Origin of the sequence: Mycobacterium sp. MS1601 (assembly GCF_001984215.1) — a bacterium.
Taxonomy (GTDB): Bacteria; Actinomycetota; Actinomycetes; order Mycobacteriales; family Mycobacteriaceae; genus Mycobacterium.
This window is the reverse complement of sequence record NZ_CP019420.1, coordinates 3968858-3983459: the sequence shown is the minus strand read 5'-3', so window position 1 is coordinate 3983459 and position 14602 is coordinate 3968858. Positions and strand designations below refer to the sequence as shown.

The 14602-nt window shown below is 67.0% G+C and carries 14 protein-coding genes; 6 read left to right on the top strand and 8 right to left on the bottom strand.

Annotated features, from left to right (window positions below):
• The first annotated feature begins 76 nt into the window (after positions 1–76).
• Genes BVC93_RS19390 through BVC93_RS19370 form a run of 5 tightly spaced genes read left to right on the top strand, consistent with a single transcriptional unit; the run spans position 77 to position 5612 of the window.
• On the top strand, positions 77–1366 hold the full coding sequence (locus tag BVC93_RS19390) for an extracellular solute-binding protein (RefSeq protein WP_083738899.1): 1290 nt from the start codon (positions 77–79) through the stop codon (positions 1364–1366).
• Entirely contained in the window at positions 1363–2301 is a 939-nt protein-coding gene (locus BVC93_RS19385; protein WP_236950028.1) for a carbohydrate ABC transporter permease, read from the top strand. The genes BVC93_RS19390 and BVC93_RS19385 overlap by 4 nt, the downstream gene beginning before the upstream one ends.
• Positions 2298–3131, top strand: a complete 834-nt coding sequence (locus BVC93_RS19380; protein WP_083738898.1) for a carbohydrate ABC transporter permease — start codon at positions 2298–2300, stop codon at positions 3129–3131. Before BVC93_RS19385 ends, BVC93_RS19380 begins: the two co-directional genes overlap by 4 nt.
• Positions 3132–3133: 2 nt before the next feature.
• Positions 3134–4333 (top strand): ABC transporter ATP-binding protein, encoded by a 1200-nt coding sequence (locus BVC93_RS19375; protein WP_083738897.1) that lies wholly within the window; start codon positions 3134–3136, stop codon positions 4331–4333.
• Positions 4334–4337: 4 nt separating this feature from the next.
• On the top strand, positions 4338–5612 hold the full coding sequence (locus BVC93_RS19370) for a DUF4032 domain-containing protein (RefSeq protein ID WP_083738896.1): 1275 nt from the start codon (positions 4338–4340) through the stop codon (positions 5610–5612).
• Positions 5613–5660: 48 nt separating this feature from the next.
• Here BVC93_RS19370 and BVC93_RS19365 read toward each other — a convergent pair whose 3' ends face one another.
• Genes BVC93_RS19365 through BVC93_RS19355 form a run of 3 tightly spaced genes read right to left on the bottom strand, consistent with a single transcriptional unit; the run spans position 5661 to position 8873 of the window.
• The gene (locus BVC93_RS19365; RefSeq protein ID WP_236950027.1) at positions 5661–6839 is read right to left on the bottom strand and encodes an alpha-hydroxy-acid oxidizing protein; all 1179 of its coding nucleotides are present in this window, start codon (positions 6837–6839) and stop codon (positions 5661–5663) included.
• Positions 6836–7714: an LLM class flavin-dependent oxidoreductase gene (locus tag BVC93_RS19360; RefSeq protein ID WP_083738895.1), complete on the bottom strand. Its 879-nt coding sequence runs from the start codon at positions 7712–7714 to the stop codon at positions 6836–6838. The genes BVC93_RS19365 and BVC93_RS19360 overlap by 4 nt, the downstream gene beginning before the upstream one ends.
• A 22-nt stretch (positions 7715–7736) precedes the next feature.
• On the bottom strand, positions 7737–8873 hold the full coding sequence (locus BVC93_RS19355) for a serine hydrolase domain-containing protein (RefSeq protein WP_335583097.1): 1137 nt from the start codon (positions 8871–8873) through the stop codon (positions 7737–7739).
• A 35-nt stretch (positions 8874–8908) separates the two neighbouring features.
• Between BVC93_RS19355 and BVC93_RS19350 the strand changes: the two genes are divergently transcribed.
• Positions 8909–9322 (top strand): VOC family protein, encoded by a 414-nt coding sequence (locus BVC93_RS19350; protein ID WP_083738893.1) that lies wholly within the window; start codon positions 8909–8911, stop codon positions 9320–9322.
• Here BVC93_RS19350 and BVC93_RS19345 read toward each other — a convergent pair whose 3' ends face one another.
• The 5 genes from BVC93_RS19345 to BVC93_RS19325 are packed head-to-tail and all read right to left on the bottom strand — an operon-like array spanning position 9323 to position 14561.
• The gene (locus BVC93_RS19345; RefSeq protein WP_083738892.1) at positions 9323–10468 is read right to left on the bottom strand and encodes a TDT family transporter; all 1146 of its coding nucleotides are present in this window, start codon (positions 10466–10468) and stop codon (positions 9323–9325) included. It lies immediately after the preceding gene.
• A gap of 30 nt (positions 10469–10498) precedes the next feature.
• The gene (locus BVC93_RS19340) at positions 10499–11878 is read right to left on the bottom strand and encodes a tripartite tricarboxylate transporter permease (protein WP_083738891.1); all 1380 of its coding nucleotides are present in this window, start codon (positions 11876–11878) and stop codon (positions 10499–10501) included.
• Positions 11875–12270, bottom strand: coding sequence for a hypothetical protein (locus BVC93_RS19335; protein WP_083738890.1), 396 nt, complete (start codon positions 12268–12270; stop codon positions 11875–11877). Before BVC93_RS19335 ends, BVC93_RS19340 begins: the two co-directional genes overlap by 4 nt.
• Before the next feature lie 39 nt (positions 12271–12309).
• On the bottom strand, positions 12310–13290 hold the full coding sequence (locus BVC93_RS19330) for a hydroxymethylglutaryl-CoA lyase (RefSeq protein WP_083738889.1): 981 nt from the start codon (positions 13288–13290) through the stop codon (positions 12310–12312).
• The gene (locus tag BVC93_RS19325; RefSeq protein ID WP_157516988.1) at positions 13287–14561 is read right to left on the bottom strand and encodes a hydroxymethylglutaryl-CoA reductase, degradative; all 1275 of its coding nucleotides are present in this window, start codon (positions 14559–14561) and stop codon (positions 13287–13289) included. The genes BVC93_RS19330 and BVC93_RS19325 overlap by 4 nt, the downstream gene beginning before the upstream one ends.
• Positions 14562–14602: the final 41 nt, after the last annotated feature.

Genomic DNA, 14602 nt, shown 5'->3' with positions numbered 1-14602 from the left:
GATGTATGCCACACTAACCCAAGATGAAAGTCGCAGATCACATGACCTGTGTCCGCACTGTGGCGGTGGAGGGCTGATGAAACGTATGAGTCGTGCGGTGGCGACCGCCTCGGCGACTGTCCTGGCGATGGGGCTGCTCTCCGGCTGCGGAGGTGCGTCAGGGCCCCCGGTTCTGACGTGGTACGCCATGCCGGACAACGGTGGAGCAGCCAGCCGCGCCCAGCAATGCGCCGATTCATCCGGTGGCGCCTACCAAGTGAGCCTCGAGGTGCTGCCCGCCAATGCCACCGGTCAGCGTGAGCAGCTGGTTCGCCGGCTCGCCGCGGGTGACACCTCCATCGACGTCATCAGCGTCGACGTGGTGTACACCGCCGAATTCGCGAATGCGGGTTTCCTGCGGCCGTTCACGGCCGACGAAACCGCGCGGTTGACCAACGGCATGCTGCCCGCGCCGGTGGAGACGGGGATGTGGAAGGATCAACTGTTCGCCGCCCCCTTCAAGACCAACGCCCAGTTGCTCTGGTACCGCAAGTCTTTGGCCCAAGCGGCGGGCGTCGACCCCACCAGCGAGTCCTTCACCTGGGACGAGATGATCAAAGCTGCAGTGGCACAAGACAAGACAATCGCCAGTCAGGGCGCCCGCTACGAGGGCTACATGGTGTGGGTCAATGCGCTGGTGCTCTCGGGCGGCGGGCAGATTCTCGAAGACGCCGAGGCCGGTCGCAACGCCAAACCCGCGCTGGCCAGTCCGGCTGGTGAGAAGGCCGCCGAGATCATCGGCAACCTCGGCCGCTCCCCCGCCGCTCCGCCTGATCTGTCCAATGCGCAGGAGGAGCAGGCCCGCGCCACATTCCAGGGTCAGCGTGGCGGTTTCATGCTCAACTGGCCCTACGTTCTGGCCGCCGCGCGGGGCGCCGCAGAGGAGGGCAGCCTGGACCAGGCCGTCGTCGACGACATCGGCTGGGCCCGCTATCCCCGGGTGTTCCCCGACCGACCCAGCGCACCGCCGCTGGGTGGCGCCAACCTCGGAATAGGTGCCTACTCCAAACATCCCGCCGAAGCCGTCGCACTGGTGGAATGTGTCAACGCCCTCGACAAGGCCACCCAGTACATGCTCGACGAGGGCGAACCGTCGCCGTACGCGGCATCGTACGACGACCCGGAAGTCCGGGAGAACTACCCCAACGCCGACCTGATCCGTGAGTCGATCGGGGACGGCGGCCCCCGGCCGCTGACCCCCTTCTACGTCGACGTCGCGGGGTCGATCTTCCAGACCTGGCATCCGCCGGCATCGGTGACCGCCGAAACACCGGCGCGGACAGACGAATTCATGGCCGATGTGCTCAGTGGAAGGCGGCTTCTGTGACCACCTTGGAAAACGAGCGCAAGCCGGCAAACAAACACGAGGCTCCGGCCACCACCAGTGACCGGGTGAAGGGCGAGCGCAGGCTCGGCTTCTACCTCACCCTGCCGTCGTACATCGTGATGATCCTGGTGACGGCCTACCCGCTGGGGTACGCGCTGGTGCTCTCGCTGTACAACTACCGGCTCACCGACCCCGCCGGCCGGACATTCGTCGGTCTGCAGAACTACCTGGTGATCCTGACCGACCCGGTGTGGTGGAACGACTTCATGACCACCGCACTGATCACCGTCGTCACCGTTGCGGTGGAACTGGTGCTCGGGTTCTGGTTCGCGTTCGTGATGCTGCGCATCATCCGCGGCCGCGGGCCGCTGCGGACGGCGATCCTGATCCCCTACGGCATCGTCACCGTGGTTTCGGCATTCATCTGGCGCTACGCCTTCGCCATCGATTCCGGCTTCATCAACCAGTGGCTCAACCTGGGCGCGTTCGACTGGTTCGGTGACCGGTGGTCGGCGATCTTCGTGATCTGCCTGTCCGAGATCTGGAAGACAACGCCGTTCATCTCGCTGCTGCTGTTGGCGGGTCTGGTGCAGGTGCCCGAGGACATGCAGGAGGCGGCCAAGGTGGACGGTGCCACCGCGTGGCAGCGGCTCTACAAGGTGACACTGCCCAACATGAAGGCGGCCATCATGGTGGCGCTGCTGTTCCGCACACTGGACGCCTGGCGGATCTTCGACAACCCGTTCGTGATGACCAATGGCGCCAACAACACCGAGACCATCTCGTTCTTGGCCTACCGGCAGAACGTCACCCTGGTGAATCTCGGTATGGGATCGGCGGTCTCGGTGTTGCTGTTCCTCTCGGTGGTGGCCATTGCCTTCGTGTTCGTCAAGGGCTTCAAGACCGACCTGTCTCAGGTGAGGGGTGATCAGTGAACTCCGCCAAAGCCAACCGGTGGTGGACCATCGCCGGCATCGGCATCGTCATCTACAGCTTCTTTCCCCTGGCATGGATGATCAGCCTGGCGTTCAAGCCGCCGTCGGACATCGTGTCCGGCAGTCCCCAGTTCCTGCCCACCACATGGACATTCGACAACTTCGCCACCATCTTCAGTGATTCACTGTTCACCCGCGCTCTGATCAACTCGATCGGCATCGCACTGGTGGCCACCGTCATCTCCGTGGTCATCGCGATGTTCGCCGCCTACGCGATCGCCCGACTGGAGTTCCGCGGCAAGAAGGTCCTGCTGTCGCTGGCCTTGGGTATCGCGATGTTCCCCCAAGCCGCACTGGTGGGCCCGCTGTTCAACATGTGGCGCGGGTTGGGCATCTACGACACCTGGCTGGGCCTGATCATCCCGTACATGACCTTCGCACTGCCGCTGTCCATCTGGACCATGTCTGCGTTCTTCCGGCAGATCCCCTGGGAGATGGAGCACGCTGCCCAGGTGGACGGGGCCAGCCAATGGCAGGCGTTCCGCAAGGTGATCGTGCCGCTGGCCGCGCCCGGTGTGTTCACCACCGCGATCCTGACGTTCTTCTTCTGCTGGAACGACTTTCTGTTCTCGATATCGCTGACGTCCACCAACAGCGCCCGCACCGTCCCCGCGGCCCTGGCGTTCTTCCAGGGCGCGTCGTACTTCGAATCGGCCGTGCCCTACATCATGGCCGCCTCAGTGATCGTCACTATCCCCGTGGTGATCCTGGTGCTCATCTTCCAACGCCGGATCGTCGCGGGCCTGACCTCAGGAGCAGTGAAGGGATAACCATGGCCGAGATCACCATGAATCACATCGTGAAGAAGTACGGCGACGGGTTCCCTGCCGTCAACGACGTCAGCCTGGACATCGCCGACGGCGAGTTCATGATCCTCGTAGGCCCTTCGGGCTGCGGCAAATCCACCCTGCTGCGGATGATCGTGGGCCTGGAGGACATCACCTCCGGCGACATGGTGATCGGAGGAAAACGGGTCAACGACAAGGCGCCCCGTGACCGCAACCTGGCGATGGTGTTCCAGAACTACGCGCTGTATCCGCACCTGACGGTGTTCGAGAACATCGCCTTCCCGTTGCGGCTGGCCGGCAAGATGTCCGACGACGAGGTCCGCAAGACGGTCACCGAGGCAGCGAAAACGCTGGAACTGCAGGACCATCTGGACCGCAAACCGGCCAACCTGTCCGGCGGTCAGCGCCAGCGCGTGGCCATGGGCCGGGCCATCGTGCGTCAGGCCGACGCCTTCCTGTTCGATGAACCGCTGTCCAACCTCGACGCCAAGCTGCGCGGTCAGATGCGGATGGAGATCCTGCGTCTGCAGCGCAAGCTGGGGGTCACCACCGTGTACGTGACCCACGACCAGACCGAGGCCATGACCCTGGGCGACCGGGTGGCGGTGCTCAAAAAGGGTGTGCTGCAACAGGTTGCCAGCCCCCGCGAGCTCTACGATCAGCCGGTCAACCTGTTCGTCGCCGGCTTCATCGGATCACCGCCGATGAACTTCGTGCCCGCCTCGGTGCGCGGCGACCAGCTCGAGCTGCCGTTCGTCACCATCCCGATGCGCCCGGAGTGGAAGTCGGTCACCGAAGAGGGCAAGGTGTACATCGCCGGGATCCGGCCGGGCAGCTTCGAGGACGCCTCCCTGGTCGATGCCGACAAGGCCAACCGCGGAGTGTCCTTCGACGTGGACATAGAGATGACCGAATGGCTGGGCAACGAGCAGTACGCCTTCGTGCCGTTCGAGGCTCCCGACGAGATCACCAGCCACCTGGCGCAGCTCGCCTCCGAGCTGGACAGCGAACAGCTGCGCACCCAGTTGTGCGTGGAACTCGATCCGCTGAGCCGGGTGCGCTCCGGCGACAAGGCCACACTCTGGCTCGACACCTCCCGGTTGCACCTCTTCGACCCGCAGACCGGTGGAAACCTCACCCGGACGGCGGGTTCAGAGCAGCGCAAGCCCGTCACCACCGGCTGATCCCGTGCGTGCCCCTGAGCTTCGGCTGCGGGCGCCGACCCCCGATCTCATGGCGTTGCCGTGGGACCGCCCACTGTCGGAGTGGATGGTGCCCGAGGTACCGCTGCGTGATATCGCCGTGGGACCCAGCCGGCACCTGGTGAAGTTCGTCGAATGCGACGGGCATCTGTGGGCGCTGAAAGACCTGCCGCCGCGGGTCGCCGTCAAAGAGTACGACGTGCTGCGCCAGCTCGAAGAGATGGAGCTCAACGCCGTCCGCCCGGCCGGTGTGGTGCTGCAACCCGAACACGAAACCGCCATCCTGGTGACCCGGTATCTCGAGGGCTCCTGGCAGTACCGCCGGCTGTTCATGCGACTACCGCCCGACCAGACCCGCCACCGCGCCCGATTGCTCGACGCGATGGCGTCGCTGATGGTGGAGTTGCACCGCCACGGCGTGTTCTGGGGCGACTGCTCGCTGGCCAACACGCTGTTCTCCCGTGACGGCCAGGTGCTGCAGGCAGCGCTGGTGGATGCCGAGACCAGCGCCGTGCACCCCAAACTGTCCGACGGGCAACGCCAGTTGGACATGGAGATCCTGGTGGAAAACGTGGCGGCGGGCATGGTGGATCTGGCCGCCCGGCTGAATCGGCCCGAAGAGCTGCACAACACGCTGATCGCCGAGGCGTTCGGCGTCCGCGAGACCTACGACCGGCTGTGGGAAACCCTGCACACCGAACCGGTTTTCGGGTTCGCCGATCGCTACGAGGTGGAAAGCACCATCCGCAAGCTCAACGATCTGGGCTTCGCTGTCGACGAGGTGTCGCTGCAACCGGTTTCGGCAGACCCGAGCCAGCTGCGGCTCAAGGTCGCCGTCGGCGATCGCCGCTACCACGCGCTCCATCTGAGGGCGCTGACCGGCCTGGACGTCGGCGAAGGGCAAGCCCGCATCCTGCTCGGCGATCTGCACGCCTACCAGGCACAGCTGTGCCGGGAGGCCGGTGAGGACGTCGACGAGTCGACGGCCGCGCGGCTGTGGCTCATGGAGGTCGCCACCCCCACCATGCACCGCGCCCATGCGGCGGTGGGTAACGCGGGCACCGCCATTCAGGCCTTCTGCGATCTGCTGGAGGTGCGCTGGCTGTTGTCGGAGCAGGCTGGTCACGACGTGGGCACCGAGCAGGCCCTTGTGGCCCTCGCGCGTAAGCGGGTGCCTTCCGAGTCCGCTGCCGAGATGGCGGTGGTCGAAGTGCCCACCGAGCCGTTCGAAGTGCTCTCCTACGACTACGACGACGAGTGATTTCGGCGTGATTCCGGTCGCTGAGCGACTGTATTCACGCCGAAATCCCTAGAGAACGCGGCGTAAGGCCTCGGGGGTGAGGTCGGCCAGTGAGGTGTACCCGTCGACGGCCATGATCAGGTCGGCCTCGGCCAGGATGGACCGCACCACGTGGGCGATACCGTCCGCACCGCCGAGGGCCGCACCGTAGGCATACGGCCTGCCGATCCCGACAGCCTTGGCCCCCAACGCAAGCGCTTTGACCACTTCGGCGCCCGAGCGAACCCCGGAGTCGAACAGCACCGGCACATCTCCTGCGGCCTCCACCACACCGGGCAGCAGATCGATGGCAGGCAGTCCGCCGTTGGCCTGGCGGCCGCCGTGGGTGGAGCAGTAGATACCGTCCACCCCACCGTCGATGGCCCGACGCGCGTCATCGGGATGGCAGATGCCCTTGAGGATCAACGGCAACGATGTCAGCGAGCGCAACCACGGCAGATCGTCCCATGTCAGCGGATTGCCGAACACCCCGGCCCAGTACGCCACGATGGACCGCGGGTCGGCGTCGACGGTGGCGCCGTCCACGCCGCACTTGCTGCGGAACACCGGGTCGCTGGTGTAGTTGGCCAGGCACTTGCCACGCAGCTGCGGGAAGTTCGCGGTGCTCAGGTCACGCGGGCGCCAGCCCGGCACCCAGGTGTCGAGCGTGACGACGATGCCGGCGTATCCGGCGGCCTCGGCCCGGCTGACCAGGCTGGCCGCCAGTTCACGGTCGGTGGGACAGTACAACTGGAAAAATCCAGGGGTATCGCCGAATTCGGCCGCGGCGGCCTCCAGCGGATCGGCCATCAATGTCGAGGCGAACATCGGGATGCCGGTGCGGGCGGCAGCCTTGGCGGTGGCGATGTCGCCGTGGTTGTCCTGGGTGCAGATGCCGATGACGCCGATGGGCGCCATGAACAGCGGCACCGGCCAGGTCTTGCCGAACAGTTCGACGGTGAGGTCACGCTCCTTGGCGCCCACCAGCATTCGCGGTATCAGCCCCCAGTGCTCGAAGGCCGAGACGTTGACGTTCTGGGTGCGTTCGTCGCCGGCGCCGCCCACCACGTAGGACCACACCGACGGCGGCATCGCCTGCGCCGCGCGCGCCTCCAGTTCGGAAAACGACATCGGAAACGACGGTTGCACCCCGGTGAGACCGCCGAAGTAGATCTCGTACTGGTAGGCACCGTAGTTCGGTTGTGTCACCTGAAATCCTTCACCACATCGGCAACCGCCTGGAGCTGATCCAGGTCGGAACTTGTTGGAATCAAATGTATTTCGTCGGTACCAATGGCTTCGAACTGACGCAGCACAGCAGCCAGCTGGTTCTGGGTGCCCGCCCATCCCGTGGTGGGGGCGATGGCGTCGACGAACTCGGCGGGAATCCAGTTCATGTAGCGGCGCAGGTGGGCGTGCACTTGGGCGCGGGCAGCGTCCTGGTCTCCCAGAGCGAACCAGAACGACGTCGCCAGATGGGGTTTCGACTTGCCCGCGGCGGCCCAGGCGTCGCGCGCCACGTCGAACAACACGTTTTGCGCGGCGGCGTCGAGATCCAAGGTGGTGCCCGCCAGCCCGTCGGCCCAGTCCGCGGCGCTGCGCACCGTCTTGGGGCCGATGGTTCCGACCAACAGCGACGGGCCCCCGTCGCGTGCCGCGGGTCCCACTGGCAGCACCGATTCGGTGAGCTTCTCCCCCGCCCACACCCGGCGCATCAAGGACACCCGCTCGGCCATGCCCCGCATGGTCTGGGTGCTGACATCGGCACCCACGGCTTCATAGTCCTCGTGCCGTCCGCCCACCCCGAGGCCGACCGTCAACCGTCCGCCGCTGAGCATGTCTCCGGTGGCCAGCGCCTTGGCCAACATCACCGGGTCGTGCAGTTGCGGGACGATCACCGTCGTCACCAACTGCACCCGATCGGTCCACGCCGCCAGAGCACCCAGCAAGGTGAGACTGTCGGGGTTGTCGAAGGCGATGCGCTCACCCCAGCACAGCGACGAGAACGGGCCGTTGTCCACGGCGGTGGCCCAAGCGCGAAGAACTGTTGCGTCCAGATCCGGCTCCATTACCGGCATCGTCATGCCAACCTGCACGCTCGCGATGTTATCCCGTCAGGTTGTAGACATGATCGGGAGTGACGATCGACGTCACCGCCGTCGCGATCTGTCCGGCGGAGTGGTCCGTCGGCACATCGGAATTGGCGAACACCACCAGCGTGGCGTCCTGCTCGGGCAGATACACCGAGACTGTGGTGTAACCGGGAATGTCTCCGTTGTGGCCGATCCAGCCGTGGGTGTCGAAGATGGCGAAGGCATAGGTGACACCGGGGTACGCGGAGTCCCCCGACAGCCGCTGCGCGTGGGTCTCCGGCCGCAGCGACCACCCCCGGCCCACCGCGGCCGCCCACGCCTTCATATCGGCCAGATCCGAGATGATGGCACCGGCCGCGTCACCCCAGGACGGGTTCCAGAACGTCGAGTCGACGACGCCGGAATCCGGCACGTCGACGTAACCGTGCGTGAACGGCTCGGGCATGGCCCCGTTGGTAGGCCAGGTGGTCTGGCCCAGCCCCAGCGGCGCAAAAACGTGCTGGCGCAGATAATCCGGCAGCGACTGCCCGGTCACCCGGGCCACCACCATGCCCAGTAGCACGGTGTTGGTGTTGGAGTACTCGAACTTCTCGTTCGGTGCGAAGTTCGGCGGATGCCGGAAGGCGATGTCGACGAGTTCGCGCGGGGTGGTCGCAAAAGCGTCCGGACCGGTGGGCGCCTGCGCGAAGAACCGGTCCTGGAAGGCCTTGTCGTCGGAGTAGTTGAACAGGCCACTGCGCATCCGCCCGAGCATGTCCAGGGTGATTCGGTCGCCGTTCGGCACGCCCTCGACGTACATGGCGATGGGATCGGTCAGCCGGATGCGGCCCTGGTCCACCAGCTGTAGTACCGCCGTGCCGGTGAAGGTCTTGGTGACGCTGCCGATGCGGCTGTGGTCGGTTACCGACAGAGGCACCCCGGTCGCGGTGTCACCAACACCCACCGCGGTGGTGTAGTCGATCCGGCCGGGGATCGACAACCCCACGATGGCGCCGGGAATCCCCATCTCCGTGACCGTGGCGGCAATGGCCTCGTCCAGCTGTGCCCGCAGATCCGGCGGCTGCGCCACGGCGGCGGGCACTGACAGTGCCGTGAGTACCAACAACGACATCACAGCTGCATACGCCCGGCAGCATCGCGTGACACTCACCCTGAGGAGCCTATCGACTGGCAGCATGGACTGCTATGGCCATCAGACCGAACTCGATCGCGCACCTCCGGCTGACTGTCACCGACATCGAGCGGTCCCGGCAGTTCTACGAATCGGTGTTCGACTGGCCGGTTCTGCTCGAAGTCCCCGCGGGCGCCGACGAGGCCACCAGGGCGAAGTACGACTTCTTGTTCGGCGGCGTCATCTATGACATGGGACACGGACTGATCGGGTTGCGGCCCGTGGGCCGTGACGCGTTCGACGAGAACCGCACCGGGCTGGACCATCTGGCGTTCAAGCTCGATGGCAAGGCCGATATCGACGCCGCGGCAGCACATCTGGACGGCCTCGGCATCGCCCGAGAGCCCATCAAGGACATCGGCCCGGCCTACATCCTGGAGTTCCGAGACCCGGACCACATCGCGCTGGAACTCTCGGCGCCCAAGTAGCTACCGAACGGGGTCTTTGCCCGCCTTGACGGGACCCGACGCCGGCGGCTGGAACAGGTTGCCGCGCAGGCTGCCCCGCGCGGTGCGCGCCGCCACCAGCAGCCATGTCAACAGCAGTCCGGTGAACGCCACCACGGCGGCCACCCGGAACAGGGGCAATCCGGTGTGCGCAGCCAGTTGTGTGGTTCCGGTGACGAACGTGCCGACCGGGAAGGTCAGGCTCCACCACGTCAGCGCGAACGGCATGCCGCGGCGCAGAGTGCGGACGGTCAACGCCGCCGCCAACCCGATCCACAGCACCGCGAAACCCCATACCGGAACACCGAACAGTATGCCGAACACGTGCATCCCGGCCGCCACGTCCGCAGGCACTGCCAGGGCGGCCTGCGTCCCGAGCAACCCGGCCGCGGTGATGGACTGGCCCAGCGGGCCCAGCACGATCCACAGTGTCGGCACCCGCGCGGTGCCCGAGGTGCCGTAGTAGGCCAACCGACTCCAGATCAGCGTGATGACGATCAGCGACGCCACCAGGGACAGCCCGAACATCGCGTAGCAGCCGTAGAGCATGGTCGCCCGGCCGGTCCCCGAGGCGATGTGCGGAATCAGCAGGGCCCCGGTGGCCGCCGACACCATGGGCGGCACCACCGGCATGAGCCAGCCGCCGAATGCCGCGTCGGGTTCCACGGTGTGCTGGGTGAACATCAGGTACGGAATGGTGAGCGCGGTGAACAGCCCGCCGACGGTACCCAGACTCCACAACACCCAGTGCAGGTCCACAGCGGCGCGCACCCCGATGAGGTCAGATCCCACCAGGATCGCCCCGGAGCCCACCGTCATCAGCGCCATCGGCGCCGCACCGTAGAAGTGCGCCATCTGCGGGTTCCGGCCGTGGGTGCGGGCCACCGTCGGATGCCGCAGCCAGTGCCCGCCCACCAGCACGGCGAGCACCACCAGCAGCAGTGCCGCGGTCACCCAGACGAACTCCGAAAACGCCCGCAGCCCCGTCACCTGCCACGGCAGCATCGCACCCGCATTGGCGACGATGCCGGTACCCATCACCGAGGCGAACCAGTTGGGTCCGAGGTTGCCCATCACCTCCCGGCGCCGACGGGGCCGGGCCGGACGGTCAGAGCTCGGTGCGGTCATCGGTTCAGGACGCTACCGCGCCCGCCGCTCTCACAGTGCCAACAGCGCCGGCACGCTCAGCAGTGCGACGTAGTACCCCATGAACAGCACCCCGGCATGGATTGCGAAGAACCGCACCAGCAGGCCGCCCACCACGCCGACGGTCAACGTCACCAGCAGGCCGAGCAACCCGCCCTCCCAGACGCTGACCACTACCACCAGCCCGGCGAACGCCGCGATGATGGCCTCGTGGCTGACATGACGCACCACCAGCGTGGCGGCCCGGTGGGCGAAGTTCATGGCGAACGGGTAGGCGATCACCGCGGCCATCGCCACTGCGAGAAGCCCGTACAACAGGAACTCGGTGGTGGACAATGCGGTAGACAGGTTGTCGATCTGGCCGGTTTCGCTGTCGGTGGTGAACACCGGGGGTGCGTTGAACAGCGGGGCCGCCGGTCCGGCCGCGACCGGGCTCAGCGGCAGCCCGAACGCGATCAGCGGGATCAGCGCCTCGGCGATGTAGGTCGATTCCGTGGTGCCGTTGCGGGCGGCGATCACCGACGTCAGGCGGTGGTAGCCCTGCTTGACCCGGGCCGCGACCAGCTCACCCATCAACACCGTCATCGCCACCGGGCTGAAGACGAAGGTGGCGCTGGACACCGTGGCCGTTGCGGCCACCTGCGCGGTCTGGCGACGATCCAGGATCTTGAACGGGTTGGGGAAGTAGCCAGACCAGCCTTTGATCTCGGGGGCCAGCCACACCGTGGCCGGTTCGTCGCGGCCCATCTCGCGGCGCCCGGCGGGCCCGAGCACCAGGAACAGCGCCGCGATCAACGGGCCCACCGCGATACCCAGGAAGTAGCTGATGTTCAGCGCCACGTCGAAAGTGGCGGTCAGCGCCCGCAATCCGAGGATCAGCAGCACAAACGGCACCAGCGCCGCGACGCCGGCCCATTTGCCCGGCGTGGTGTAGGCGATGCCGATGGCGGCGATCAGGAACAGCCATGGCGCGACGGCCTGCACGGTGTCGGAGAACGGCGCCAGTAGCGCTGCGAACAGCACTGCGGCGGGGACGGCGATGAACGCCGCGATGACGCCGCCCGAGATCGCCTTGCGCAGCGCGATGTGCGGTACGCCCAGACCCCGCAACAACCGCGCCTCACGCAGCAGGGGCACGGCCATGGTGTCGCCCGGTATCCCCAGCAGGGTGGTGGGCACGGCATGGGTCATGTGTTTGGCGACCGCACCGGCCAGGAAGAACGTGAACACCCCCGCCGGGGGTGTGCCGAGCAGGATGACCAGCAGGGTCAGCGGGGCCAGCGTGGCGGTCTCGTCGGTTCCCGACACCAGCCCGATGAGGGAGAAGACGACGGCGCCGATCAGACCGAGCAGGATCGCGACCAGGACGTCATTGGTGAGGACGGCACTCATTTCGGCTGCTCCTGCGATGTGCTCTCCGCCTCGCGGAAGCGGTCGTAGAGATCGAGGTCCTTCAATTCCCGGACCGTCGCCTCGGGCAGATCGTCGACGGAGCCCAGACCGCCGCGCTCGGCGCTCAGCGTGGCGATCACCTCGCCCACCGAGTCACCTTCGGCGGCCTGCACCACGATGCGGCGCTTGGGCGGGAACAGCTTGCCGCTGATCACCCCGGCCACCACGCAGGCCCCGATTCCCACCAGCAACGAATATGCCTCGGCGAGTGAGCTTTCCGCCACCACTCGGGTCAGGTAGGCGTGCGCGGCCAGGTAAGAACCCAAGCTGACGACGACGCCGATGACCACCGACAGACCCAGATGGCGGGCGGTGACGGTGTCACCCCACACTTCGAGGTAACGCGGTGCGCCCGGGGCTTGGTGCTGTGTTCAGACATCAGTGTCGTCTCCTCGTTGTGATCGTCGCGCGGCGATCGCCGACGCGGTGGCCGAGGCCGGCGGGTGGCCCAGGTGCCCGGCCATCCACAAGGAGGTGTCCACCATGGCGTCCAGGTCGATTCCGGTGTTGATGCCGAGCCCGTGCAGCATCCACACCAGGTCTTCGGTGGCCAGGTTGCCGGTGGCCCCGCGCGCATACGGGCATCTACCCAATCCGCCTGCGGAGCTGTCGATCTCGGTGATCCCGTGCTGCAGGGCGGTGAGCACGTTGGCCAGCGCCTGGCCGTAGGTGTCGTGAAAGTGCACAGCGATCTGCTCCGCGCGGGCGCCGGCAGCGAGCACGGCATCGAGCACCCGCGCCACGTGACCGGGGGTGGCCACACCGATGGTGTCCCCCAGAGACAGTGTGGTGGCGCCCATCTCGACAAGCTGCCCGGCCACCCGCGCGACGTCGGCCACCGCGACCGGTCCCTCCCAGGGGTCGCCGAAGCACATGGAGATGTAACCCCGCACCGGCATGCCGGCCGCCCGCGCTTCGGCCACCACGGGTGCCGCCGCGGCCAGAGCGCCGTCGACGCTGCTGTTGAGGTTGCGCCGTGCAAACGTCTCTGTTGCCGAGACGAACACGGCGATCTCACGTGCACCGGCGGCCAGGGCGCGGTCAAATCCGCGACGGTTCGGGGTGAGCACCACGGTGCGCAGGCCGGGCGCGGCCAGCGTTCCGTCGGATCGCAGGTCCTCCATCAGCTGCGCGGCGTCGGCCAGTTGCGGAACCCACTGTGGGGAAACGAAACTGGTGACCTCCAGGTTTGTGACCCCCGCGGCGACCAGGCGGCGGCAGAACTGCGCCTTCACCGCGACGGGAATGATGTCCGACTCGGCCTGCAGACCGTCGCGCGGCCCCACTTCGTACACGCGCACCCGGTCCGGCAGCCCGGCGCTGCGGTGCGGATCCGGGAACCGCGAGCTCACCGGCTTTTCCGCAACTCGGCGAGCACCCGCTCGGCGTGCTCGACGCGGATGTTGCGGTCGCCGATCAGCCGAGCCACCACCGCATCCAGTTCGGCGGCGTCGGCACCGGCGGTGGCCGCGACAGTCCGAGCGTGCAAGCTCATGTGGCCGCGCTGGATGCCTTCGGCGGCCAGTGCCCGGCAGGCACCGAGGTTCTGCGCCAGCCCGACGGCGACGATGACCTCCGCCAGTTCGATTGCGCTGGTGACGTTCAGGATCTTCACCGCGGCCTTGGCCACGGGGTGGACCTTGGTGGCACCGCCGACCAGGCCGACCGGCATCGGCAGTTCCAACGTTCCGGACAGGTGCCCCTGCGGGGTGCGCTCGAAGTGTGACAGCGCGGTGTAGCGACCGTCCGGCCCCACCGCATGCGAATGGGCTCCGGCCTCCACGGCCCTGGTGTCGTTGCCGGTGGCCAGCACCACGGCGGTGATGCCGTTCATGATGCCCTTGTTGTGGGTGGCGGCGCGGTAGGGGTCTGCTTCGGCGAACGCCGAGGCGTGCACGATGTTGTCGACCACCTCGGCACCCCCGAGCAGGTCGCGGTCGAACACCGCGCGGGCCCGCACCACCCGTCGGTCGGCCTTGTTGGTGAGGATGCGCAGCAGAGAGCGGCCGCCGGCGATCTCGGCAAGCCGAGGTGCCACCGCTTCGGCCATGGTGTTCACCGCGTTGGCGCCCATGGCGTCGCGCACGTCGACGATCAGGTGCACGATCACGTGCACGCCGGTGCGGGTCACCAAATTGCGGACCTGCAGATCGCGAACCCCGCCGCCGAATTCGACCAGCAGCGGGTCCAGCGCGTTGGCGGTGGCGATGATCTCGGCGGCGGACTCGAGGATGCGCAGCCGGGCCGCTTCCGGGTCCGGCACCTCGATCAACTGGATCTGGGCGGCCATCACCGGGCCGGAGTTCGAGGTGTGAAAGCCGCCGTGCTCACGCGCCATTCGCGCGGCATTGCTGGCGGCGGCCACCACCGACGGCTCCTCGGTGGCCATCGGAACCAGGCGGTCCACCCCGTTGACGGTGAAGTTGGTCGCGATGCCGACCGGCACCGCCAGCACGCCGATGACGTTTTCCACCATGTGGGCGGCGGACTCGGCGGACAGCCCGGCGGCCGGGTCGAACGCCGCGAGCACGTCATCGGGCACGCCGGTGCGTTCGGCGACGATCCCGCGCCGCTGCGCGACGGTCGCGTCCTTGAAACCGGGGATCCTGCTGATGATGCTCACGTACCGCCTCCGCTGAGTTGTCCACACGTCACTGACCGACG